At 72.1% G+C, this 22,373-nt stretch carries 23 protein-coding genes and 1 riboswitch; of the genes, 11 read left to right on the forward strand and 12 right to left on the reverse strand.

Annotated features, from left to right (window positions below):
- Positions 1 to 100 precede the first annotated feature (100 nt).
- Positions 101 to 595: a hypothetical protein gene (locus ABZS58_RS16120; protein ID WP_354781980.1), complete on the reverse strand. Its 495-nt coding sequence runs from the start codon at positions 593 to 595 to the stop codon at positions 101 to 103.
- Positions 596 to 625: 30 nt separating this feature from the next.
- Positions 626 to 949 (reverse strand): antibiotic biosynthesis monooxygenase, encoded by a 324-nt coding sequence (locus ABZS58_RS16125; protein WP_354781982.1) that lies wholly within the window; start codon positions 947 to 949, stop codon positions 626 to 628.
- A 49-nt stretch (positions 950 to 998) separates the two neighbouring features.
- Here ABZS58_RS16125 and ABZS58_RS16130 point away from each other — a divergent pair, with 49 nt between their 5' ends.
- From ABZS58_RS16130 to ABZS58_RS16150, 5 genes are all read left to right on the forward strand, one after another.
- Positions 999 to 1,247 carry a DUF6703 family protein gene (locus ABZS58_RS16130; protein ID WP_354781984.1) on the forward strand — a complete coding sequence of 83 codons (249 nt, stop codon included), beginning with the start codon at positions 999 to 1,001 and terminating at the stop codon, positions 1,245 to 1,247.
- Between the two features lie 39 nt (positions 1,248 to 1,286).
- A complete protein-coding gene (locus ABZS58_RS16135) occupies positions 1,287 to 2,042 on the forward strand; it encodes a metal ABC transporter ATP-binding protein (protein WP_354781986.1) in 756 nt (251 codons plus the stop codon).
- Positions 2,039 to 2,926, forward strand: a complete 888-nt coding sequence (locus tag ABZS58_RS16140) for a metal ABC transporter permease (RefSeq protein ID WP_354781988.1) — start codon at positions 2,039 to 2,041, stop codon at positions 2,924 to 2,926. The genes ABZS58_RS16135 and ABZS58_RS16140 overlap by 4 nt, the downstream gene beginning before the upstream one ends.
- A 23-nt stretch (positions 2,927 to 2,949) precedes the next feature.
- Positions 2,950 to 3,243 carry a metalloregulator ArsR/SmtB family transcription factor gene (locus ABZS58_RS16145; RefSeq protein WP_354781990.1) on the forward strand — a complete coding sequence of 98 codons (294 nt, stop codon included), beginning with the start codon at positions 2,950 to 2,952 and terminating at the stop codon, positions 3,241 to 3,243.
- Positions 3,244 to 3,328: 85 nt separating this feature from the next.
- Positions 3,329 to 3,925, forward strand: coding sequence for a hypothetical protein (locus tag ABZS58_RS16150; protein ID WP_354781992.1), 597 nt, complete (start codon positions 3,329 to 3,331; stop codon positions 3,923 to 3,925).
- 150 nt (positions 3,926 to 4,075) lie between these two features.
- On the opposite strand, the gene ABZS58_RS16155 is transcribed toward ABZS58_RS16150, so the two are convergent.
- Positions 4,076 to 6,019, reverse strand: a complete 1,944-nt coding sequence (locus ABZS58_RS16155; protein ID WP_354781994.1) for an acyl-CoA dehydrogenase family protein — start codon at positions 6,017 to 6,019, stop codon at positions 4,076 to 4,078.
- 153 nt (positions 6,020 to 6,172) lie between these two features.
- Positions 6,173 to 6,278: riboswitch (TPP riboswitch) on the forward strand.
- A gap of 75 nt (positions 6,279 to 6,353) precedes the next feature.
- Here ABZS58_RS16155 and ABZS58_RS16160 point away from each other — a divergent pair.
- The 5 genes from ABZS58_RS16160 (at position 6,354) to ABZS58_RS16180 (ending at position 11,379) form a co-directional block, all read left to right on the forward strand.
- On the forward strand, positions 6,354 to 6,920 hold the full coding sequence (locus ABZS58_RS16160) for an ECF transporter S component (RefSeq protein ID WP_354781996.1): 567 nt from the start codon (positions 6,354 to 6,356) through the stop codon (positions 6,918 to 6,920).
- 179 nt (positions 6,921 to 7,099) lie between these two features.
- Complete coding sequence (locus ABZS58_RS16165) at positions 7,100 to 8,431, forward strand: ABC transporter ATP-binding protein (RefSeq protein ID WP_354782242.1); 1,332 nt, start codon at positions 7,100 to 7,102, stop codon at positions 8,429 to 8,431.
- Positions 8,428 to 9,165, forward strand: coding sequence for an energy-coupling factor transporter transmembrane component T (locus tag ABZS58_RS16170; RefSeq protein ID WP_354781998.1), 738 nt, complete (start codon positions 8,428 to 8,430; stop codon positions 9,163 to 9,165). Before ABZS58_RS16165 ends, ABZS58_RS16170 begins: the two co-directional genes overlap by 4 nt.
- A 109-nt stretch (positions 9,166 to 9,274) precedes the next feature.
- Positions 9,275 to 10,966: a PHP domain-containing protein gene (locus tag ABZS58_RS16175; protein ID WP_354782000.1), complete on the forward strand. Its 1,692-nt coding sequence runs from the start codon at positions 9,275 to 9,277 to the stop codon at positions 10,964 to 10,966.
- A complete protein-coding gene (locus ABZS58_RS16180) occupies positions 10,966 to 11,379 on the forward strand; it encodes a hypothetical protein (protein ID WP_354782002.1) in 414 nt (137 codons plus the stop codon). Before ABZS58_RS16175 ends, ABZS58_RS16180 begins: the two co-directional genes overlap by 1 nt.
- Here ABZS58_RS16180 and ABZS58_RS16185 read toward each other — a convergent pair whose 3' ends face one another.
- From ABZS58_RS16185 to ABZS58_RS16200, 4 genes are read right to left on the reverse strand one after another with little or no spacing between them, the layout of a single operon-like run.
- Positions 11,380 to 12,174, reverse strand: coding sequence for an isoprenyl transferase (locus tag ABZS58_RS16185; RefSeq protein ID WP_354782004.1), 795 nt, complete (start codon positions 12,172 to 12,174; stop codon positions 11,380 to 11,382). It lies immediately after the preceding gene.
- Positions 12,171 to 12,953 (reverse strand): DNA repair protein RecO, encoded by a 783-nt coding sequence (gene recO, locus ABZS58_RS16190; protein ID WP_354782006.1) that lies wholly within the window; start codon positions 12,951 to 12,953, stop codon positions 12,171 to 12,173. Before recO ends, ABZS58_RS16185 begins: the two co-directional genes overlap by 4 nt.
- A gap of 9 nt (positions 12,954 to 12,962) precedes the next feature.
- A complete protein-coding gene (era, locus tag ABZS58_RS16195) occupies positions 12,963 to 13,850 on the reverse strand; it encodes a GTPase Era (RefSeq protein WP_354782007.1) in 888 nt (295 codons plus the stop codon).
- 15 nt (positions 13,851 to 13,865) lie between these two features.
- The gene (locus tag ABZS58_RS16200) at positions 13,866 to 17,093 is read right to left on the reverse strand and encodes an FtsK/SpoIIIE domain-containing protein (protein ID WP_354782009.1); all 3,228 of its coding nucleotides are present in this window, start codon (positions 17,091 to 17,093) and stop codon (positions 13,866 to 13,868) included.
- Between the two features lie 250 nt (positions 17,094 to 17,343).
- Between ABZS58_RS16200 and ABZS58_RS16205 the strand changes: the two genes are divergently transcribed.
- A complete protein-coding gene (locus ABZS58_RS16205; protein WP_354782011.1) occupies positions 17,344 to 18,042 on the forward strand; it encodes an HAD family hydrolase in 699 nt (232 codons plus the stop codon).
- Here ABZS58_RS16205 and ABZS58_RS16210 read toward each other — a convergent pair.
- From ABZS58_RS16210 to ABZS58_RS16230, 5 genes are all read right to left on the reverse strand, one after another.
- Positions 18,012 to 18,926: an aminotransferase class IV gene (locus tag ABZS58_RS16210; protein ID WP_354782013.1), complete on the reverse strand. Its 915-nt coding sequence runs from the start codon at positions 18,924 to 18,926 to the stop codon at positions 18,012 to 18,014. The genes ABZS58_RS16205 and ABZS58_RS16210 overlap by 31 nt on opposite strands.
- 86 nt (positions 18,927 to 19,012) lie before the next feature.
- Positions 19,013 to 19,357 carry a cytidine deaminase gene (locus ABZS58_RS16215; RefSeq protein ID WP_354782015.1) on the reverse strand — a complete coding sequence of 115 codons (345 nt, stop codon included), beginning with the start codon at positions 19,355 to 19,357 and terminating at the stop codon, positions 19,013 to 19,015.
- A complete protein-coding gene (locus ABZS58_RS16220; RefSeq protein WP_354782244.1) occupies positions 19,350 to 20,681 on the reverse strand; it encodes a hemolysin family protein in 1,332 nt (443 codons plus the stop codon). The genes ABZS58_RS16215 and ABZS58_RS16220 overlap by 8 nt, the downstream gene beginning before the upstream one ends.
- Positions 20,669 to 21,121: an rRNA maturation RNase YbeY gene (gene ybeY, locus ABZS58_RS16225; RefSeq protein ID WP_354782017.1), complete on the reverse strand. Its 453-nt coding sequence runs from the start codon at positions 21,119 to 21,121 to the stop codon at positions 20,669 to 20,671. Before ybeY ends, ABZS58_RS16220 begins: the two co-directional genes overlap by 13 nt.
- Positions 21,122 to 21,145: 24 nt before the next feature.
- Positions 21,146 to 22,204: a PhoH family protein gene (locus tag ABZS58_RS16230; protein ID WP_354782019.1), complete on the reverse strand. Its 1,059-nt coding sequence runs from the start codon at positions 22,202 to 22,204 to the stop codon at positions 21,146 to 21,148.
- Between the last annotated feature and the right edge of the window lie 169 nt (positions 22,205 to 22,373).

Raw genomic sequence — 22,373 nt, forward strand, 5'->3', positions numbered from 1 at the left:
AAATGTCGGTCAGGACGGGCAAACCGTCAACGTCCACATCGACGGTACGGTTACGCCCGGGCGAGCCGCACCAGATTAACCGCAGTGCCGCGGGACGGGATCAGTCGACCCCTCCGCAGATCACCCACCGGGTCGTCTGCTGCAGCATGGTGAAGGTCATGAGCGTCTCGCCCTGCCCGCGGCGCTGCACGGTCGCCGGGACCTGCAGGAGGTTGACGTCGACGTCGTTCTCGTGGACGGCGAAGTCGGTGACCTCCGAGCGGTCGTACTCGCTCTCATACCACGCGACGGTGTGGGTGCGCTGCTGCTCGGGGCACAGCTGCCCGCGGGCGGCCTCGTAGTCCGTGGCCCGCACCGCGGTCAGGTAGTCGTTGACGACGCTGGCCATCTGGGAGCGGGCGACGCCCTCCAGGCCGGCGAACAGGAACCCACCGCCCAGGACACCGCCGACGCAGCACAGCACGAGGACGAGCCCGCCGACGCCGAGGCCGATCCACAGGCCGCGCATGTCCCGGTCGCGGGGCGGCGACGCGAACGGCGTCACCACGCCGGGGCCGGGTGGCGGGGCCGGCACCTCGGCCGGCGGGGGCATCATGCCCCCAACATTAGCCAACTCCGCGAGAGGCTACGCGCGGTCGCTCGCGGTGACCGTGAGCGCACCGCCGGGAGCGACCTCCGCGAGCTCCTCGTACGCCGACGGCTCGTCGAGGGACTGGGCGAGCAGCGGCGTCGCGTACATCTTCACGTCAAAGGCCGACAATGCCCGCCGGTACGCGCCGACGGACTGCCACTCGGTGACGATGCTCCAGTGCGCCGGGTCGTCGAACGCGCGGGCCAGACGCCCGCGGAGATACCCTGGGCAGGCCGCGAGGGCACCGAGCGCGGTGTGGGCACGCTCGACGAAGCCTTCGTCGTCGCCGTCCAGCACGAACCTTGTCACCACCAGCATGCCGCGAGCATACGGACGCGCGCATCCAGACATGAGGAGCCTGCCCGAGATGACCCAGCGTGTTCTGACCCGGCTGGGCCGGATCAGCCCGACCGCGGCGTTCCTCGGCGTCGGCGTGATCGTGTTCGTGGCGCTGGTCCTGCCGGGTGCGGTGGGTGGCGTGCTGCTGCTCGCCCTGGCGGCCGGCGCCGGGTGGCTGCTCGCCCAGACGTGGTCGCTGCACCCGTCGCGGGCACGGGTGATGCGGGTGGTGATCCTGGGGTTGATCGTGGCCCTCGCCGTCGCGAAGCTCACCTGAAGTTGACAACGATTCCCATTATCGGGCACGCTCGGCTGCGTGGTACTTGAGGTGGACCGGGCCGTCGTCGCGTATGACGGCCGACCTGTGCTCGACGGGGTGTCGCTGAGCGTCGCCCCCGCCGAGGTCGTGGCGATCCTCGGGGCCAACGGTTCCGGCAAGTCGACGCTGGTGAAGTCGGCGCTGGGTCTGGTGCCGCTCGCGAGCGGCGAGGTCCGCCTGTTCGGCACCGCACTGAAGCGCTTCCGGTCGTGGCATCGCCTCGGGTACGTCCCGCAGCGCGTCGGCGCCGGAAGCGGTGTCCCCGCCACGGTGGGCGAGGTCGTCGCCGAGGGCCGCCTGGCCCGGCGCGGGTTCCTGCGCCTGCCGTCCCGCACCGACAAGCGGGCCGTCGAGGAGGCGCTCACCGCCGTCGGCCTCGCCGACCGCGCCCGCGAGCCCGTGTCGGTGCTGTCCGGCGGTCAGCAGCAGCGGGTCCTCATCGCCCGCGCCCTGGCCGGCGCACCCGAGCTGCTGGTCCTCGACGAGCCGACGGCCGGCGTGGACGCGGCCAGCCAGGAGGCGTTCGCCGCGTGCCTGCACCGCTTCGTCGACCACGGCGGCACCGTGGTCTTCGTGGCGCACGAGCTCGGCCCGCTGCGACCGCTGATCACCCGCGCGGTCGTCGTGCACCACGGCGAGATCATCCACGACGGCACGCCCCCGGAGCCGGCGGACCACCACGCCGAGCCCGGCCACGACCACGTCCACCCGCACGCCGCCGTCGAGGCGCCGGGTCTGCTGGGATCGGCATGAGCATCCTTCAGTACGACTTCATGATCCGCGCCCTGGTCGGCGCCCTGATCACGGGTGCCGCCGCGCCCGCCATCGGCATCTATCTCGTCCAGCGGCGGCTGTCGCTGATCGGCGACGGCCTCGGCCACGTGGCGCTCACCGGTGTCGGGTTCGGCCTGTTGCTGCACCAGTCCCCCGTGCTCATGGCCGTGATCGCCGCGGCGCTCGGCGCCGTCGTCATCGAGCTGGTCCGCGAACGCGGCAAGACCTCCGGCGACGTGGCCCTCGCCATGCTGTTCTACGGCGGCATCTCCGGCGGCGTCGTGCTGGTCAACCTGTCGGACGAGCAGAGCAGCCGCAGCCTCGTCACGTACCTCTTCGGCTCGCCGCTGACGACCAGCCGGCAGGACCTGACGGTGATGCTCATCCTCGGCTGCGCGGTCCTCGCGGTGGCCGTCCTGCTCCGCCCGTGGCTGTTCGCGGTCTGCCACGACGAGGAATACGCGCGGGTCTCCGGCCTGCCGGTGCGTGCCCTCAACCTCGTCCTCGCCGTGACGACCGCCGTCACCGTCACCGTCGCCATGCGGGCCGTCGGCCTGCTGCTGGTCAGCGCCCTGATGGTGGTGCCGGTGGCGACCGCGCAGCAGATCACCCGCGGCTTCAGGGCGACGATGCTCGTCGCGGTGGTGCTCGGCCTCGCCGTGTCCGGCGGCGGCATCTGGGTCTCCACCGCCGCCGACACCGGACCGGGCGCCACGGTCGTCCTGCTCGCCATCGCCGGCTTCTTCACCGTCACCGTCGGCGCCTCGATGTGGCGGGCGGTGCGGCGTCGTACCAGCGCCAGACCGGCGACCGATGAACGCACCAGACCCGAGGTGGTGCTCGACCGTGTGGACCATGGTTAACGACAACGGTTACCGTTGCGCATATGTCGAGCATTGAGGGTTACGAGGCGGCCGGCGAGCTGTTGCGTGCCCTCGCCGCCCCCCTGCGCATCCGCATCGTCACCGAACTCGCCGGCGGCCCCCGCTGCGTCCACGAGCTCGTCGACACGCTCGGCGCGCCGCAGCCGCTCGTGTCGCAGCACCTGCGCGTCCTGCGCGGGGCGGGCGTCGTGCGGGGCTCGCGCCGCGGCCGCGAGATCGCCTACGCCCTGACGGACGACCACATCGCCCACATCGTCGCCGACGCCGTCTCCCACGCGCGGGAGAACTCCCACTGAGCCCGGACCGGGCGAGGCCGGACACCACCGGGGGCATGCCGGCTCACACAGTGCGGGCACAGCGTCAGTAGGTCAGGCTTGAGCGGTGAAGCTCTATGCCGACCGTGCCCCCACCGCCCTGCGGCAGTTCCTCACCGACGTGTTCGTGGTCGTTTGGGTCTATGTCTGGGTCAGGCTGGGGATGACGCTGTTCGACCTCATTCAGAAGCTGGCGGTGCCGGGGCAGAAGCTCGAAGGTGCCGGGACCGGTCTCGCCGACAACCTGCAGAATGCCGGTGACAAGATCAATGGCGTGCCGGGCGTGCCGGACTCGGTGGCGGCACCGTTCACCAACGCGGCCAACGCGGCCCGCTCCCTCGCCGACGCGGGTCGGCAGCAGCAGGAGATCGTCAACGACCTGGCCTGGATCATGTCGGTGCTGCTGATCGCGGTGCCGGTCGCGGTGCTGGTCCTGCTGTGGCTGCCGCTGCGGATCCGCTGGATCCGCCGCGCCGGGTCGGCGGCCCGCCTGCGCAACGCCACCGCCGGGCGTGACCTCCTCGCGCTGCGCGCGCTGGCCACCCAGCCGCTGGGGAAGCTGGTGAAGATCGACCCCGAGATCGCCGCCCTGTGGCGCAAGGGCGACAAGCAGGCGGTCGAGGCCCTCGCCAGCCTGGAACTGCGCAGTCTCGGCCTGCGCTGAGAACGGCGGTGACCCCCACCGGGGCCACCGCCGTCAGCGTAAACTACGGGCGGTAGCGGCTTCGAAGATCGATTAGGATCAGCTCGCTAGGATGGAAAAGCAGGAGGAACGCCACCCCAGCCGGGCCGCGATGCGTCTCCCTGCAGCGGGTCAGAAGCGCCGGCGGGCGTCCTCGGCAGTCGATTCGCCGGGCTCCCAGGTCGCCAGCCACGGGCCCGACGCGGCGGGCGGGATGATGCCCTCCTCCAGCGACAGGTAGCGGCCCGCGATCACGCGCTTCGCGGCCGCCGACTCGACGGCGTCGGCGTTGTCCCACAGGTCACGGAAGAGGGCCTCGGCGCGCAGGGTGGCCTGGCGGCAGAAGAGGTCCGCGAGCTCGATCCCCTCGGGCCGGTCGGCCTGCTCGCTGCGGGCCTTGACGCAGGCGGCCGACATCGCGAAGAGCTCCGCCCCGATGTCGACGATCCGGCCGAGGAAGCCCTGCTTGTGTTCGAGTTTGCCCTGCCAGCGGGCCATGCCGTAGAAGGTTTCGCGGGCCAGGCGGCGGGAGGAGCGCTCGACGTGGCGCAGGTGCTGCGCGAGGGGGCCGAACTCGTTGAAGCCCGACGGCAGCTGGCCCTTGCCGGCGACCAGGGTCGGCAGCCACCTGGCGTAGAAGCCGCCCGCCTTGCCGGCCGCTCTGGCCTTCGCGCCGAGGCCCGCGTCGGGGTCGATGATGTCGCCGGCGACGGAGAGGTGGGCGTCGACGGCCTCGCGCGCGATCGCGAGGTGCATGATCTCGGTCGAGCCCTCGAAGATGCGGTTGATGCGCAGGTCGCGGAGGATCTGCTCGGCCGGGATGGGACGTTCGCCGCGGGCGGCGAGGGATTCCGCGGTCTCGTAGCCGCGGCCGCCGCGGATCTGGATGAGCTCGTCGGCGACCTTCCAGGCCAGTTCGCTCGCGTACAGCTTGACCAGGGCGGCCTCGATGCGGATGTCGTTGCGGTCGTCGTCCGCGAGGCGGCACGAGATCTCCAGCATCGCCTCCATGCCGTAGGTGGAGCCGGCGATGAACGCGATCTTCTTGGCGATCGCCTCGTAGGTGCCGATCGGGCGGCCCATCTGGACGCGCTCGGCGGCCCACTCGCGGGCGACGTTGAGGCACCACTTGCCGGCGCCGACGCACATCGCGGGCAGCGACAGCCGGCCGGTGTTGAGGGTGCTCAGCGCGATCCGCAGGCCCTGGCCCTCGCCGCCGATGACGTTGGCGGCCGGCACCCGCACGTCATGGAAGCGGGTCACGCTGTTCTCCAGGCCGCGCAGTCCCATGAACGCGTTGCGGCGCTCGACCGTCACGCCGGGGGCGTCGCCTTCGACCACGAACGCGGTGATGCCGCCACGGTGGCCCTCACTGCGAGGTACCAGCGCCATGACGACGAACAGGGTGGCCAAGGTGCCGTTGGTGGCCCACAGTTTCACGCCGTTGAGCAGGTAGTCGCCGTCCTCGGTGGGCACGGCGGAGGTGCGCAGGTTGGCCGGGTAGGAGCCGACCTCGGGCTCGGTCAGCAGAAACGCGGAGACCTCGCCGCCGGCGAGCCGGGGCAGGAACTTCTGCTTCTGCTCGTCGGTGCCGACGAGTTTCAGCGGCTGCGGCACGCCGATCGACTGGTGCGCGGACAGCAGCGCGCCGATCGACGGGTTGACGGAGCCGACGAGGGCGAGCGCCCGGCAGTAGTCGAGGTTGGACAGGCCGACGCCGCCGTAGCCGGGGTCGATCTTCATCCCGAAGGCGCCGAGCGAGCCGAGCTCCCGGAGAACCTCGTCGGGGATCTTCGCGTCGCGTTCGATCTGCTGGCCGTCGACGCCGCTCATGTACGAGCGCAGCCTGGCGAGAAACTCCCGGCCTGCCTCGGCGTGCTTGTCGGCGGGCGGAGGGTCGATCAGGTCGAGGCGGAAGCGGCCGAGGAACAGCTCCTTGCCGAAGCTCGGCTTGCGCCATTCCGTCTCGCGGCTGGCCTCGATGACCTTCCGTGCCTGCTGCTCCGTGTGGGCGGTCCGGGCGGTCTGAGCGGTCTGAGCGCTGGTGGCGGTCGAGTCAGAAGCGACCTGCGTCATTGCGGCACCCCCAGGTGTCAAGTCCTGTACCAGCCAGGCTATTACCCGCGAGTAGCGAAGACCATGCCTCGCCGGGAAGGATCAAGCGCCGTGATTTTGGCGACCTGAACCTTCGTGTGAAGTTCGTTCACTGTTACCGTCGGGAAACAACTCCACATCCGACAGGGGAGCGCACAGCGCTGAGAGTGCGGCCGAAAGCCGCAGACCCTTGAACCTGATCTGGGTAATGCCAGCGCAGGAAGCTCGGTCACCTCACGCAACACACCACGTCCAGGCGATCTGGACGTGGTGTCGCGTCTCCTTCTGGCTCACCCCCGATCCAGGAGGCACCGAAATGGAAACTCGTTGGCGGACCGTCGACATCATCGTCGCGTCGGTCATCGCGGTGGCGTTCGCCGCCGTGTTCTACGCGTGGAACAACCTGTGGAACGCCATGGACAGCGTCGCGCTGCCGTGGCGGGCCTTCATCTACGGCGTGTGGCTGATCCCGGGCGTGCTCGGCCCGCTGGTCATCCGCAAGCCGGGCGCCGGGCTCTACACGGAGTTCGTCGCGGCCCTCGTCTCGGCGCTGTTCGGCTCGACCTGGGGCCTCGGCGTGCTGCTGTCCGGCCTGGTGCAGGGCGTCGGCGGCGAGTTCGGCTTCGCGTTCACCGGCTACCGCAGCTTCAGGCTCGGCAACGCCGTCGTCGCGGGGGCGCTCGCGGGCGGCGGCGCGGCGCTGCTGGACCTCAACGTGTACTACGGCGCGTTCAGCAACACGGACAAGGCCCTGTACGCGGCGATCGTCATGGTCAGCGGCGCGGTGATCGCGGGCGCCGGCTCGTGGGCGCTGCAGCGTTCCCTGGCGACGACCGGTGTCCTGGACCGGTTCCCCTCGGGCCGCGAACGGGCCGCGGTCTGAGCGCCGCATGAGCGGCCAGCGCAGCGGCTCGGGCCGCTCATCATGTGACAGTTCTGGCTCAGGCCGACGCCGGAGCGAAGCGGAGGTGGCGGCATGAGCGGTCAGCGGAGCGTCTCGGGCCGCTCATCATGTGACAGTTCTGGCTCAGGCCGACGCCGGAGCGAAGCGGAGGTGGCGGCCTGAGCAGGGTCGAGTTCAAGGGATTCGGGTGGCGGCACGCCGGGCGCAAGGCCTGGGCGGTCCGCGACTTCGACCTGCGGATCGAACACGGCGAGCGGGTCCTCCTGGCCGGTGCCTCCGGTGCCGGGAAGAGCACCCTGCTCGCCGCCCTCGCCGGCCTGCTCGCCGAGGACTCCGGCGAGCAGGAAGGTGAGGTCCTCGTCGACGGCGCCCCGGCCCGGCAGCGCAGGGCCGGCACCGGGATCGTGTTCCAGGACCCGCAGACGCAGCTCGTGATGAGCCGCTGCGGCGACGACGTCGCGTTCGGCCTGGAGAACCGTGGGGTGCCCCGCGCCGGGATCTGGCCGCGGGTCGACGCCGCGCTCGCCTCGGTCGGCTTCCCGTACGACCGCGACCGGGACACCGCCGCGCTGTCCGGCGGGGAGCAGCAGCGGCTCGCGATCGCCGGCGTGCTCGTGTCGCGGCCCGGTCTGCTCCTGCTCGACGAACCGACCGCCAATCTCGATCCGGAGGGTGCGCAGCTGGTACGAGCGGCGCTCGGCAAAGCGCTGCACGACGTCGACGCCACCATGATCCTCGTCGAGCACCGCCTGGAGGAGGCGCTGACGCTGGTCGACCGGGTGGTGACGCTCGGCGAGGAGCAGCCGCCGCTGGTCGTGCCGGACCGCAGGGCGCGCACCGGCCCCGGCGACGTGCTGCTGACCGCCGGGCACCTGCGGCTGCGGCACACCGGCAACGTCGTCGACGAGGTGATCCGGGCCGGTGAGGCCCTCGCCGTCGAGGGCCCCAACGGCGCCGGCAAGTCGACCCTGGCCCTGCTGCTCGGCGGCCTGACGAAACCGCCGAAACCCGGCACGGTCACCGCACCCGGGCAGCGGCGGCCTCCGCACCGCTGGCGGGCCGGGAAGCTCGCCGCCCGGATCGGGTCGGTGTTCCAGAACCCGGAACATCAGTTCGTCACCTCGACCGTCCGCGACGAACTGCTGCTCGGCGGGCGCGGCGCCGCAGTCGTCGACGAGCTGCTGACCCGGCTGCGCCTCGACCGTCTCGCGCTCGCGAACCCGTACACCTTGAGCGGCGGGGAACAGCGCCGGCTCAGCGTCGCGACGGCCCTGGCCGCGGCCCCGGACCTGCTGATCCTCGACGAGCCGACCTTCGGGCAGGACCCCCGCACGTGGCGGGAGCTCGTGGACCTCCTCGCCGACCTGCGCGACGACGGGCGCGGCCTGGTCATCGTCACGCACGACCGCGAGCTCGTCGAGGCGCTCGGCGACCGCCGGCTGAGGCTGTCCTCCGGCGGTCGCATGCCCACGTGGAGCGGTCGCTCATGACCGCGTGGATCCGGGATCGGGACGCGACCGCGAAGCTGCTCGCCGCGGCGCTGCTCACCGCCGCCGTGCTGAGCACCGTCGACCCGTTCGTCACCGCGGTCGCGATCGGTGTCGAGCTGGCGCTGCTCCCGCTCACCGGCCTCGGCGCCCGGGGGCTCTGGCGGCGCGGCTGGCCGCTGCTGCTGTCGGCGACGTTCGTGCTGGTCTTCACCGTGCTGCTCGGCTCGAAGGAGGGACCGGTCGCCGCCACGATCGGCGGCGTCGAGGTGCACGAGCCGGCCCTCGGGTACGCGCTGCGGCTGATCGCGATCGGGCTGCCGGGGTTCGTGGTGTTCGCGACCATCGACCCCACCGACCTCGCCGACTCGCTCATCGCCCATCTGAAGGTGCCGCCGCGGTTCGCGATCGGGGCGCTCGCCGCGTTCCGGCTCGTGCCGCTGCTGACCGACGAGTACCGGCTGATCCGGCTCGCCCGGCGGGCCCGCGGCATCGACGCCGGCTGGAACCCCGTCGCCCACGTGCGGCTCGCGGCGTCGGCGACGTTCGGGCTGCTCGTCGGGGCGATCCGGCGCGGCATCCGGCTCGCCACCGCGATGGAGGCGCGCGGCTTCGACCGCGGACAGCCCCGCACCAGCGCCCGCGAGACCCGTTTCGGCTGGCCCGACGCATCGGTGGTGCTCGTCGGCGCGGCCCTCGCGGGCGCATTGATCTTGCTGAAGTTCGTGCATACATAGCCATGCCGCTACCTGATGTTCGTCCGGGCGGTCGAGGGTCCGAGGTGAGGACCATCGACCTGAACGGAGCCCCCACATGGGCCACGGCCACCCCCATCACCACGACGACATGCCGCAGGCAGCCGGCGACGTCCCCGCGGTGCTCGACGCCTCGATCCCCGACAGCGAGCTCTCCCCCGGCGACGTCTCCCGCCGCGGCTTCCTGCGCCGCGCGGGCCTGCTCGGTGCCGCGGCGGCGGCCGGCGGCGCTCTCGCGAACGCCGGTGTCGCGCACGCCCACGGCGACGACGACGACCACGCGGGCTTCGACGGCCACGACCGGCACGGCCACGGCCGCCCGACCGGTAACGGCTACAAGTGGCTCGCCGGCGACCACCACATCCACACGCAGTTCTCCAGCGACGGCATGTACCGCGTGGGCGACCACGTCAAGCACGCCTCCGCCTACGGGCTGGACTGGATGGTCATCACCGACCACGGCAGCGTCCAGCACGCCAAGATCGGCGTCGAGAAGGTCAACCCGGGCATCCGCGACGCCCGCGACGACTACAAGGACATGCTCGTCTTCCAGGGCCTGGAGTGGAACATCCCGGCCGCCGAGCACGGCACCGTCTTCGTGCACCCCGGTGCCAACGAGGTCGCGGTCCTGAAGGAGTTCGAGAACACGTTCGACGGCTCCGCCGTCGGCGCCGTCAACCCGTCGCTGGTCACCGAGGCCCTCGCGATCGCCGGCGTGAAGTTCCTCGGCGAGCAGGTCACGAAGCGCCGCGTGCAGGACGCGCTGTTCCTGGCCAACCACCCGGCCCGCAACGGCATCGACTCGCCGCACGAGATCCGCGCGTGGCGCGACGCCGACCCGCGCATCGCGATCGGCTTCGAGGGCGCGCCCGGCCACCAGGCCGCCGGCATCGTCAAGCCGCTCGGCGGCGGCTCGGCCCGCGGCTTCTACGGCAACGCGCCCGGCGCCGCGTCGTTCCCCGGCTACCCCCTGGAGAGCTACCGCACCTGGGGCGGCTTCGACTGGATGACCTCCACCGTCGGCGGTCTCTGGGACAGCCTCCTCGCCGAGGGCAAGGGCTGGTGGATCAGCGCCAACTCGGACTCCCACGTCGTCTACGAGGAGACCGCGAAGCGCCCCGACACCACCGACTTCAACACCAACGGGTTCCACTCGGACCCGGTGTACGGTCAGCCGACCAGCCTCACCCCCGGCGACTTCTGGCCCGGCTACTACAGCCGCACCCACGTCGGCGCGCGCAACTTCGGTTACGCCGCCGTCATGGAGGCCCTGCGCGCCGGGCGCGTCTGGGTCGACCACGGCGGCCTGATCAGCGGCCTCGACGTCCAGGTCCGCGCCAAGGGCACCGGCTCCGGCGTGACGCTGGGCGACACGCTCCTGGTCCGCCGCGGCCAGCGCGCCGAGCTCGTCATCAAGATCAACCTGGCGAACACGCCGAACTGGGCGAACTTCGTGCCGGCCCTCGCCCGGGTCGACGTGATCCGCGGCGCCGTGACGGGTGCCGTGTCCGACAAGGACACGATGAAGGCCCCCGACACGAAGGTCGTCAAGTCCTTCGAGGTCAACAAGTCCACGGGCACCGTCTCGTTCACCTATGACCTCGGCCCGGTCGACCAGCCGTTCTACGTCCGCCTCCGCGGCACCGACGGCAACCGCACCGCGCCCGGCTACCACGGCGCGGCGGTCGACCCGGCCGGCCCGGCGATCGACGTCGTCGGCGACGCCGACCCGTGGAAGGACCTCTGGTTCTACGCGAACCCGATCTGGGTCTTCGCCCGGTAATGGCTTTCCCCGACGTCAAGGCGGCCGACCACCACATCCTGGTGGGCGGCCGCCCCGCGTTCACGTACTTCGAGGGCGGCGAGGTCCACGTCGGCACGTACCCCGAGGACGGCGAGGGCCGGGGCGCCCAGGACGGCACGCCACCGCAGGGCGCCCGCGCGGTCCTGTTCCCCGGCTGGGAAACCCTCACCGGCGTGGTCGCGGTCTCGGCGGTCCTGGCCGGCTCCGCGATCGACAAGGTGGTCATCCTCGGCGGCATGACCGCGGTGCCCGAGATGCTGATCGACACGGGCGGCTTCGTCCGCCCGATCTGGCGCGACGGGGTGCTGACCCTCGTCACCCAGTTCGGCCGCGGCGGCGTCCTGACCCCGTTCGAGGCCCAGTCCCAGATCCCCTGCTGCCACGACCACTGATCAGCTGGTCAGCGTGGGGACGACCGGGTTGGGGATCGCGCCACCGAACCGGCGGTCACGTTTGGCGTAGACCTCGCAGGCGTACCAGAGGTGGCGGCGGTCGAAGTCGGGCCAGAGGGTGTCGACGGAGACGAACTCGGCGTACGCGGCCTGCCAGATCATGAAGTTGCTGGTGCGCATCTCGCCGGAGCTGCGCACCAGCAGGTCGACGTCCGGCAGGTCGGGCTCGTCGAGGTAGCGGGCGAACGTCTTCTCCGTGATCCGGTCGGGCTTCAGGCGGCCCGCCTGCACCTCGGCGGCGATGCGGGCGGCGGCGTCGGCCACCTCGGCCCGGCCGCCGTAGTTGACGCACATGGTGAACGTGAGCAGATTGTTGCGCTTGGTGAGTTCTTCGGCGTACTCCAGCTCGTTGATGACGCTGCGCCACAGGCGGGGGCGGCGGCCCGCCCAGCGGACGCGGATGCCCATCTCGTGGAACTCGTCGCGCCGGCGGTGGATCGTGTCGCGGTTGAAGTTCATCAGGAAGCGGACCTCCTCCGGGGACCGCTTCCAGTTCTCCGTCGAGAAGGCGTAGGCGCTCACGTACTTGACGCCGAGCTCCAGGGCACCCTCGATGACATCGAAGAGGGCGGCCTCGCCGGCGGTGTGCCCGGCGGTGCGCGGCAGGCCGCGTTGCTTCGCCCAGCGGCCGTTGCCGTCCATGATGATCGCCACGTGCTGCGGCACGGTCTCCTTCGGCAGTGCCGGCGGCCGGGCCCCGGTCGGGTGCTGCGACGGCGGGCGGAATGTGTTCACGAGCTGTCCTTTCGGCCCCGGGCGGTGTCGTCCCGGTCTACCAGCGGGAGCGAGCGTAACGCCCGCTCCAGGTGCCACTGCAGATGCGCCGCGACCAGCCCGCTGGCCTCGCGCCGATGGTTGGCCTCGCTGGCGTCGGCGACCAGCCAGTCCGACGAGGCGAGCGCCGCCATCAGTTCGATCGTCGCAGGCGCCGGGTGCGACGCGCCCGGCGGGCGGCAGTCCGGGCAGACGGCGCCGCCGGCGGGGACGGAGAAGCCGCGGTGCGGGCCGGCGGTGCCGCAGACGGCGCAGTCCCGCAGTGCGGGCGCCCAGCCGGCGACGCCCATCGCGCGCAGCAGGTACGCGTCGAGGATGAGGCTGCTGCCGTGCTCGCCGAGGGAGAGGGCGCGCATGGCGCCGAGCGTGAGCAGGAACAGCCGCAGGGCGGGCTCCTCCTCGACGGGGGTGAGCCGCTCCGCGGTCTCGGCGATCGCCGAGGCGACCGTGTACCGGGGGTAGTCGACCATGATCCGGCGTCCGTACAGCTCGACGCCCTCCACCTGGCTGATCACGTCGAGGCTGCGGCCTTCGAGGAGCTGCACGTCGACGTGGCCGAACGGCTCGAGCCGTCCGCCGAACTTCGACATGGTCTTGCGGACGCCCTTCGCGACCGCGCGGATCCGGCCGTGCCGGCGCGTGAACAGGGTGATGATCCGGTCGGACTCCCCCAGTTTCTGCACCCTGAGGATGACCGCGTCGTCACGGTACAGCTTCCCCTTGAACCCGACCCCGGACACCGCAGGACCTCAGAAGCCCAGGCGGCGCAGCTGCTTCGGGTCCCGCTGCCAGTCCTTCGCGACCCGCACGTGCAGGTCGAGGTAGACGCGGCCGCCGACGAGCTCCTCGATGGAACGCCGGGCGCGGGTGCCGACGTCCTTGAGGCGGCTCGCCTGGTGCCCGATGACGATCGCCTTCTGGCTGGAGCGCTCCACGTAGATGTCGGCGAAGATCCTGGTCAGGCCGCTCTCCTCGACGAAGACCTCCTCGACCAGGACGGCGATCGAGTGCGGCAGCTCGTCGCGGACGCCTTCGAGGGCGGCCTCGCGGATCAGCTCCGCCATGAGCACGTGCTCGGGCTCGTCGGTGAGCATCCCGTCGGGGTACAGCTGCGGCGACTGCGGCAGGTGTTTGATCATGACGTCGACGAGGGTCTGGACCTGCGCTCCGGAGACGGCGCTGACGGGCACGATGTCGGCGAAGTCGCCGAGCTCCTGCACGGCGAGGAGCCGCTCGGCGAGCTTGCCGCGGTCGACGAGGTCGGTCTTGGTGACGACCGCCACAAGGGTGGCCTTCAACGCGGCGATCTCGCCGGTGATGAACCGGTCACCGCGGCCGATCTCCTCGTCGGCGGGCAGGCAGAGGCCGATCACGTCGACCTCGCTCCAGGTCGCCCGGACGAGGTCGTTGAGCCGCTCGCCGAGCAGGGTCCGCGGCCGGTGCAGCCCCGGCGTGTCCACCAGCACGAGCTGCGATTCCGGCCGGTGGACGACACCGCGGACGGTGTGCCGGGTGGTCTGCGGCTTCGCCGACGTGATCGCGATCTTCTGCCCGACGATCGCGTTGGTGAGCGTCGACTTGCCCGCGTTGGGCCGGCCGACGAAACACGCGAAGCCTGCGTGATAGTTGTGCTGCACGGTGGTTCAGCGTACTCAGACCTCGAGGCGCAACTGGCGGGGGCGTTGTGCGGGTGTTGTGACGACCGGCGCGGACAGGGCCACCTGCAGCTCGATCGTGCCCTCCACGAGCCCCCGGCCGGCGGCGCGGAGCACGATCCGGCCCGGCATGAGCCGCGACAGTGAGGTCGGCACGGCGCTGCGCTGTTCGGTGGCGAGGACGACGTGCACGCCGACGGCCTTGCCTTTGCCGGCGAGGCGGATGAGGGCGTCGTTGAGCCGCGCGTCGTGGCCGTCGACCAGGACCAGGACCCGGGCGCCCTCGTGCTCGGCGAGCGCGGCCCGTTCGACGACGAGCTTGTCGATGGTGGCGAGCAGCGCCTCGGCCTGCTCCACGGCGGTGCCGTCGACGCGGTACACGCGCAGCCGGGTGCCGTCGAAGCGTTCGGCGAACGACGCGGCGACCGTGTCGAGAAAGCTGCTCTTGCCGCCGCCGGTGGGCCCGAAGACCAGCAGGTGGCCGAGTTCGTCGAGGTCGAGCTGCCAGACCTTCAGGGCCTGCGAGTTGGGCAGGTCGACCATGCCGATCGCGGCGGCGAACGCGGCCGTCTCCGGTTGGGCCAGCTCGTCCAGGGTGTAGGAGACGGCGAGCGGCGGCTGCCAGGGGCGGGGCTGGTCGGGGACGCGGGCCTCGCGGTGCGCGGCGGTGATCGCCTCGACGAGCCGTTGCAGGTCGGTCGGGGCGGAGTCGTCGCCGCCGACGGGCGCTTCGAGCGCTTCGCGGTCGACGAGCCCGGATTCGAAGCGGACCTCGGTGACGGTCGTCGGTGTGGCGCGGCGCCCGGCCGGGGACCGGAAGCCGCCGTAGGCGACCTGGACGGCCTGGAAGCCGCCTTCCACGGTGCGGACGAACGCCCGCCCGGCGAGCAGCGGCGACAGGTGCGCCGCGTCGGGCCGCTCGAGGACCTCGAGGCTGTCGGCCTCCTCCTCGACGCGCAGCGCGATGCGCAGATCGGTCTCGGCGCGCAGGTCGTCGTCGACGGCGCCGTGCGGCTTCGCGGTGGCGAGGAGCAGGTGGACGCCGGCGTGCCGGCCGCGGCGGGCGAGCTCGCGCAGGCCGGGCACGAAGTCGGCGGGCGCGTCGACGAACTCGGCGACGACGACGAGGAGGTTCGCGGGGGCGGCGGCCGGGAACTTCCGCTCCATCTCGACGATGTCCTTGACCGAGTGCCGGCGCAGGATGGCCTCGCGGCGGCGCAGTTCGGCGTTGAGGGACACGAGGACGCGGCGGGCCTGGTGCGCGTCGGTGTCGGTGAAGACGCCGACGGTGTGCGGCAGGTCGGCGCATTCGGAGAACGTGCCGCCGGGGATGTCGACGAGGACGAAGGTGAGCCGGTTCGCCGGGTACGTCGCGGCGAGCGCGGCGAGGTAGGAGCGCAGCAGCCAGGACCGGCCGGAGCCGCCGACGCCGGCGATGAGGCCGTGCGGCCCGTCGCGGCGCAGGTCGACGGTGACGGGGCCGACCCCGCCGGACGCCGTGCCGCCCAGGCCGATCGGGGCGGCGAGGCCGCGGTCGCGGGTCGACGGCACCCAGCGTTTGACGATCGCGCTCGGGCTCAGGTCGGTGAGGTTGAGCACCTCGGCGAGGGGCGCGACCCGCGGCGCGGCGCTGCCGGCGGCGTCGGGGGTGGCGGCGAGCGCGTGCGCGACCCGGGACGCGACGTCGGCGCGCAGCGGCTCGCCGTCCTGCACCGACACGCCCGGTGGGAGCTCGTCCCGGGTCCGGGCGCCGACCAGCAGGCTGATCCCGCAGCGGGGTCCTTCCTCGACGAGCCGGGTCAGGGACGCCGGTGGCACCAGCGACGGATCGGGCAGCACGAAGACGACGTGCGGCACGAACGACTCGGCGATCGCGTGCCGTCCCCGGCGCCGCTGCCGCTGCAGGGCCTCGACGAGCGCCAGGACCTGCGCCCGGTCCTCCTCGGTGGCGGCGATGGTCCGGGCGCCGGGAGCGATCGCGGCGGTCAGGGTCCGGGTGTGCGGGAGCCAGCCGGTCCACGTCCACCCGGGTGCGTCGCTGAGCACGACGACGGCGAGGTCGGTCGGGTTGGCGAGGGTCGCCAGCTGGGTCAGCCAGGACCGCAGCACCCCGTCGGTGACCTCGGCGGGGCCGGTGACGCCGAGCGCGCCGAGGACCCGCAGGTCGGCCTCGGCGGGCACGTCCCGGTCGACGGCGTGCCGTTCGCGCAGCGCGTCGGTGCGTTCGACGTGGGCGGGGTCGGCGCCGGGGCCGGCCGGTGGCTGTTCGAAGCGGAGCCGGCCCGGCAGGTCGGCGGTCCGCAGCCGCAGGGTGAGGAAGTCGCGGTCGTCGGGGCGGCGGGTCCACAGCCCGCCGGTCCTCGGCGGCGCGGTGTCGTCGGTGTCGCGGGGTTCGCCGCGGCCCTGGCGGGGTTCCGGGTTGTCGATGCCGCCGGCGAACCGGTCGGCGGCGCGCGCGAGGTGTGCCAGGCTCGGCGTCGCGGCCCGCCGCATCCGCAGGACCGCCCGGTGCTTGACGGCGGCGTCGGCTTCGGCGCGTTCGACGGCGGCGGCGAACTCGGCGACCGGGTCGAGGGTCGAGCGCCGGAACGCGAGACGGCGTTTCTTCGGCGGCTGCGGCACCGCGGGCAGCCACACCGCCGGTGGCGGGCCGGCGGGCACGTCGGACGCTGGGACCTCCTCGACGGTGACGAGGGTGTCGCCGAGCCGGAGCAGCTGCCCGGGGGTGAGGGTGACGGTGCCGGTCAGGGGTTCGCCGTCGATGCCGGTGCCGGCCGGTGAGCGCAGGTCGGTAGCGGCGACCTCGTGGCTGCCGATGCCGAGGTGCAGGTGGCGGCGGCCGGCGGACGGGTCGGCGAGGACGAGGTCGCCGGACGGGTCGGTGCCGATGACGAACTCGCCGGCGGGCAGCGGCAGCCACCGGCCGGCGTCGGGGCCGGCGACGACGAGGAGCTCGAAGCGGTGCTCGTCGGCCGGGACCGGCGCGTCGGGTGCCTGCTCGGGCGGGCCGAGCACGATCGTGTCGCCGCAGCGCAGCCCTTGCCCGCCGAGCGGGCGGGCCGGGTCGAGCCGCCGGCCGGTGCGCAGGTTCCAGGCCCAGGTCGCCTGCTGCGGCCGCTCGGCGGGGTCGAGGTCGGCCAGGAGCGCGGCGATCAGGTCGGCGACCGTCCCGGAGTGGTCGGCCCGCAGCCGGACCGTCCGGTCCCGAGCGTCGCAAGACGTCATGGAATCTCGTCGCGCCACACGCACGTCGATCAGCAGGTCCATCGACCGGCCCCTTCCTTCCCGCGCAGTGCTGTCCGTCGGCTACTTGCGTTGTACCCAGTAGGCCTGGTGGCGGGGCGGGCGCACTGCAGGGCTCCGCATCCGACAGTAAGCGTCGCAAGCCCGAGTGGATCGCATCGACGCGCACCAGGATTCCGTCACATACAGCAGTAAAACTGGCGGAAAGCCACGTCGGTTACCCTCGTCAGCCATGACGGTACGAGTGGCGATGTGGTCCGGCCCCCGCAACATCTCCACGGCGATGATGCGCAGCTTCGGCGCGAGAGCGGACACGGTCGTCGTCGACGAGCCGTTGTACGCGCACTACCTGGCCGCCACCGGCATCGAGCACCCCGGCCGCGAGGAGATCCTGGCGTCCCAGCCGGTGGACCCGGCGGCTGCCGTGTCGTCGTTGCTGGCCCATGTACCGGCGGCGGTGCACTACCAGAAGCACATGACCCACCACCTGCTGCCGGACGTCGGCCGGGACTGGCTCGGCTCGGTGCGCAACGCGTTCCTCGTCCGGGATCCCGCCTACGTGGTCGCGTCGTACTCGAAGGTGCGTGGCGAGCCGACCCTCGCGGACCTGGGTTACGAGCGGCAGGTGGAGATCTTCCGCGCGTACGGTGGCCCGGTCGTCGACGCGGCGGACGTGCTGCGGGACCCCGCGGGCACGCTGTCGCGGCTCTGCGAGGCGCTCGGCATCGGCTGGGACCCGGCGATGCTCGCCTGGCCGGCCGGGCGGCGCGCCACGGACGGGGTGTGGGCGCCGCACTGGTATTCGGCGGTCGAGGCGTCGACGGGGTTCGCCGCGTACGACCCACGGCCCGCCGACGTGCCGCCGCACCTGCGGTGGCTGGTCGACGCCGCCGCTGCCCTCTACTCGGAGCTGTCGGCCCACAGCCTCTGAGCGTTGCTCCTCGCGAAGTCCCGGTAGGCCGCGGCCAGTCTCGTCGTGACCGGTCCCACGGTGCCGTCGCCGATGGGGCGGCCGTCGATGCGGACGACGCCGGCGATCTCGCCCATGGTGCCGGTGCAGAAGACCTCGTCGGCGGTGTACATCTCGACCTGCGACACGTCCCTGACCGCCACACCCAGGCCCTCGCCGGGCGCGATCCGGATGACGGTGTCGCGGGTGATGCCCTCCGGGCAGGCGACCGCCCGCGGCGTGACCAGGCCCTGGCCGTACACCGCGAACAGGTGCGTGGCGTTGGTCTCCGCGACGAACCCGCGGCCGTCGAGCATCATCGCGTCGTCGGCGCCGGCGAGGTTCGCCTCCATCTTCGCCAGGATCGAGTTGATCAGGTTGTTGTGGTGGATCTTCGGGTCGAGCACGTCCGGGCCCGGCCGCCGCACGCTGGCGGTGGCCAGGGTGAGGCCGCCCGTGTCGTACACCGGCGGCTTGTGCTCGGCGAGCACGATCAGCGTGCAGCCCGCCTGGTTGAGCCGCGGGTCCATGCCGCTGGTGACCTTGACGCCCCTGGTCAGCGTGAGGCGCACGTGGACGCCGTCGCGCATCCCGTTGGCCTCCAGCGTCGCCCGGACCGCGGCGACGATGTCGTCGTCGTCCGGGATCCGCTCGAAGCCGAGGGCCCGCGCCGACCGTCGGAGCCTGGCCAGGTGCTCGTCGAGGCCGTAGACGCCGCCGTCGTAGACCCGCAGCCCTTCCCAGACGGCGTCGCCGCCCTGCACCACGGAGTCGAACGGCGAGATCCCGGGCTCGTCCCGGTGCCGCAGCACCCCGTCGACCCAGTAACGGATGTCGGCGTTGCGTGGGTCGTACCGCTGCAGCACGGCTCAGACTCCCTCTGCTCGTGATCCGGAAGACATTTCGCCGCCCTGGCGACCAGAACTCTTCCGGATCATGGCTGATCCGCCTGTCAGTCGGTGACGGTGGCGAAGACGGTGGCGTCCGGGGCGGCCAGGTGGATGGGGGCGGCCGGGGAGACGTCGCGGACCGCTGCGTGGCCCAGGGTGTCCAGGGACGACGCCTCCGTGACGACCGCGGCGGCCTCGAGCTTGCCGGCGCCCGACGCGACCGCCGACGCGACCGCGAGCTGCAGGGCGGTGAGCGACAGGGACGGCAGGGCGACGGAGGCCGCGTTGTACGTGCGGCCGTCGCCGTCGCGGACCGCGGCGCCCTCGACGGCGCCGGTGCGGGCGCGGGCCGCGCGGGCCAGGGTGACCAACTTGGTGTCCTCCGCGGACAGGTCGGACTCAGGCATCGGCGTGCTGCCTTTCGCTGTCGTGGCCGGCGTGCTCCTCGTCCTCGGGGTCGGCCCGGCGGACGAGGAGGGTGTCGATGCGGTTGCGGCGGCCGGTGGTGCCCTCGGCGACGAGGACCAGGCCGCCGACGACGGCGGTCGCGCCGGGGATCGGGACGCGGCCGAGGGCCTGGGCGAGGAGGCCGGCGACGGTCTCGACCTCGTCGGCGGGCAGTTCGACGTCGAACAGCTCGCCGAGGTCCTCGACGGGCAGGCGGCTGGTCACGCGGTACGCCCCGTCGGGGAGCTCCTCGATCGGGGGGCGTTCGGCGACGTCGTACTCGTCGGTGATCTCGCCGACGATCTCCTCGAGGATGTCCTCGATGGTGACGATGCCGGCGGTGCCGCCGTATTCGTCGATGATGACGGCCATGTGGGTGCGGGCGGCCTGCATCTCGCGGAGCAGGTCGTCGACGGGTTTGGACTCGGGGACGAAGGTGGCGTCGCGCATGATCTGGGCGACGGGGATATCGCCCGCGGTGGCGTCGCCGCCGGACGTGCGGCGGACGAGGTCCTTGAGGTAGGCGATGCCCAGGACGTCGTCGACGTTCTCGCCGACGACGGGGATGCGGGAGAACCCGCTGCGCATGGCGAGCATGAGGGCCTGCCGGACGGTCTTGTGCGTCTCGATCCAGACCATCTCGGTGCGCGGGACCATGACCTCGCGGGCGATCGTCGTGCCGAGGGCGAACACGGAGTGGATCATGTCGCGTTCGCCGTGCTCGACGACGCCGCGCTGCTCGGCGAGGTCGACGAGCTCGCGGAGCTCGATCGTGGTGGCGAAGGGGCCTTCGCGGTAGCCCTTGCCGGGCGTGACCGCGTTGCCGATGAGGATCAGCAGGCGGGCCAGGGGGCCCAGCGCCGTGCCGAGCCAGCGGACCGGCGGCGCCGCGATCCGGGCCACGGCATAGGCGTGCTGCCGGCCGAGGGTGCGCGGGCCGACGCCGACGACGACGAAACTCACCACCGTCATCGAGCCGGCCGTGATGAGCGCGGCCAGCCAGTCGCGGTCCCCGCCGACCGCCGCGGCGGTGACCAGGGCGACGAGCGTGGTCGCGGTGAGCTCGCACAGCAGCCGCAGCAGCAGGAGCAGGTTGATGTAGCGGGCCGGGTCGGCCGCGATGACCTGCAGGGCGTTGGCGCCGGGCTTGCCCTCGCGGGCCAGCTCGTGGGCGCGGGCCGGCGACACCACGTTGAGCGCGGCGTCGGACATCGCGAACAACCCTGCCACCACGACCAGCCCGGCGGCCGTCGTCAGCAAGGTCACGTCACTCACTTGCGCCAGCTCTCCAGAAGCCGCGCCTGCAGGCCGAACATCTCGGCCTCCTCCTCGGGCTCGGCGTGGTCGTAGCCCAGCAGGTGCAGGATGCCGTGGACGGTGAGCAGCGCCAGCTCGTCGATCGTGGCGTGCCCGGCGGTCGCGGCCTGTTTCGCCGCCACCTCCGGGCACAGCACGATGTCGCCGAGCAGCGCGGGCTCGCCGCCGCCCTCACCGGGGCCGTGGTCGACGCTGCCCTCGTCCATCGGGAAGGCGAGCACGTCGGTCGGGCCGTCGCCGTCCATCCAGCGGTGGTTAAGTTCCGTCATGTACTCGACGTCGACGGCCAGGATCGACAGCTCGGCGAGCGGGTTGACCCCCATCTCGTCGAGTGCGTGCCGGGCCACCGCCAGAATGGTGTCGGAGTTGACGTCGACGCCGGACTCGTTGGCGATCTCGATGGACAACAACTGCTCCTGATTGAAGGGGGCTTACCTGCGTCGGCCGCGGTCCGGGACGGCGCGCACCGGAGGCTGTTGCTGCGCCTCCTGCGCCTCGTCCCATTTGGCGTAGGCGTCGACGATCTCACTGACCAGCCGGTGGCGCACGACATCGGCGCTGCCGAGCTGGGCGAAGTGCACGTCCTCGACGTCACCGAGGATCTCACGGACCACCCTGAGGCCGCTGCGGGTGCCCCCGGGCAGGTCGATCTGCGTCACGTCGCCGGTGACCACGATCCGCGAGCCGAAGCCGAGCCGGGTCAGGAACATCTTCATCTGCTCGGGCGTGGTGTTCTGGGCCTCGTCGAGAATGATGAAGGCGTCGTTGAGGGTCCGGCCGCGCATGTACGCGAGGGGCGCGACCTCGATCGTCCCGGCGGCCATCAGCTTGGGGATGGACTCCGGGTCGAGCATGTCGTGCAGCGCGTCATACAGCGGGCGCAGGTAGGGGTCGATCTTGTCGTAGAGCGTGCCGGGCAGGAAGCCCAGCCGCTCGCCGGCCTCGACCGCGGGGCGGGTCAGGATGATCCGGTTGACCTGCTTGGCCTGCAACGCCTGGACGGCCTTCGCCATGGCGAGGTAGGTCTTGCCGGTGCCGGCCGGGCCGATGCCGAACACGATCGTGTGCTGGTCGATCGAGTCGACATACCGCTTCTGGCCGAGGGTCTTGGGCCGGATGGTGCGGCCGCGACGGGAGAGGATGTTGAGGGTCAGCACGTCGGCGGGGCGCTCGGCGGTGTTCTGCTGGAGCATGCCGACGGTCCGCCGGACGTTGTCCGGAGTGAGGGTCTCCCCCTTGCGGACCAGCTCGATGAGTTCGCCGAAGATGCGCTCCGCGAGCGCGTTGTCCGCGGCGATGCCGGTGATGGTGATCTCGTTGCCCCGCACGTGCACGTCGCTGTTGACGGCCCGCTCGACGAGCTTGAGAATCTCGTCTCCCGCGCCGAGCAGCCTGACCATCGTGTGCGGATCGGGAACCGTGATCTTGCTGATGGCCCGCACGGGCGGCTCCGACGACACTGCCGGTGCGGGGGTCGGGGTCTCGGTCATACGTCGGCCGCGTAGGGCCTCAAGCACCTGCTTCCGGGCTCGCTCCTGCTGGCTTCATGTCCAGGCTCTTCATGGTATCGGCTGACCGCCGCTGAAGCCGTTCCCATTTCTTGCCGATGCCCTTTTCATGCCATATGCAAGGTATATCCGGATGAGTGTCGCCCGATCA

It is taken from the genome of Dactylosporangium sp. NPDC005555, from assembly GCF_040605635.1.
GTDB lineage: Bacteria > Actinomycetota > Actinomycetes > Mycobacteriales > Micromonosporaceae > Dactylosporangium.

What these genes read in the sequence shown, in the direction of transcription:
- ABZS58_RS16130 (WP_354781984.1), top strand. Translation starts at nt 999, where the DNA reads ATGACCCAGCGTGTTCTGACCCGGCTGGGCCGGATCAGCCCGACCGCG.
- ABZS58_RS16170 (WP_354781998.1), top strand. Translation starts at nt 8,428, where the DNA reads ATGACCGCGTGGATCCGGGATCGGGACGCGACCGCGAAGCTGCTCGCC.
- ABZS58_RS16215 (WP_354782015.1), bottom strand. Translation starts at nt 19,357, where the DNA reads ATGCCTGAGTCCGACCTGTCCGCGGAGGACACCAAGTTGGTCACCCTG.
- ABZS58_RS16140 (WP_354781988.1), top strand. Translation starts at nt 2,039, where the DNA reads ATGAGCATCCTTCAGTACGACTTCATGATCCGCGCCCTGGTCGGCGCC.
- ABZS58_RS16125 (WP_354781982.1), bottom strand. Translation starts at nt 949, where the DNA reads ATGCTGGTGGTGACAAGGTTCGTGCTGGACGGCGACGACGAAGGCTTC.
- ABZS58_RS16155 (WP_354781994.1), bottom strand. Translation starts at nt 6,019, where the DNA reads ATGACGCAGGTCGCTTCTGACTCGACCGCCACCAGCGCTCAGACCGCT.
- ABZS58_RS16145 (WP_354781990.1), top strand. Translation starts at nt 2,950, where the DNA reads ATGTCGAGCATTGAGGGTTACGAGGCGGCCGGCGAGCTGTTGCGTGCC.
- ABZS58_RS16175 (WP_354782000.1), top strand. Translation starts at nt 9,275, where the DNA reads ATGCCGCAGGCAGCCGGCGACGTCCCCGCGGTGCTCGACGCCTCGATC.
- ABZS58_RS16180 (WP_354782002.1), top strand. Translation starts at nt 10,966, where the DNA reads ATGGCTTTCCCCGACGTCAAGGCGGCCGACCACCACATCCTGGTGGGC.
- ABZS58_RS16160 (WP_354781996.1), top strand. Translation starts at nt 6,354, where the DNA reads ATGGAAACTCGTTGGCGGACCGTCGACATCATCGTCGCGTCGGTCATC.
- ABZS58_RS16230 (WP_354782019.1), bottom strand. Translation starts at nt 22,204, where the DNA reads ATGACCGAGACCCCGACCCCCGCACCGGCAGTGTCGTCGGAGCCGCCC.
- ABZS58_RS16120 (WP_354781980.1), bottom strand. Translation starts at nt 595, where the DNA reads ATGATGCCCCCGCCGGCCGAGGTGCCGGCCCCGCCACCCGGCCCCGGC.
- ABZS58_RS16205 (WP_354782011.1), top strand. Translation starts at nt 17,344, where the DNA reads ATGACGGTACGAGTGGCGATGTGGTCCGGCCCCCGCAACATCTCCACG.
- ABZS58_RS16200 (WP_354782009.1), bottom strand. Translation starts at nt 17,093, where the DNA reads ATGACGTCTTGCGACGCTCGGGACCGGACGGTCCGGCTGCGGGCCGAC.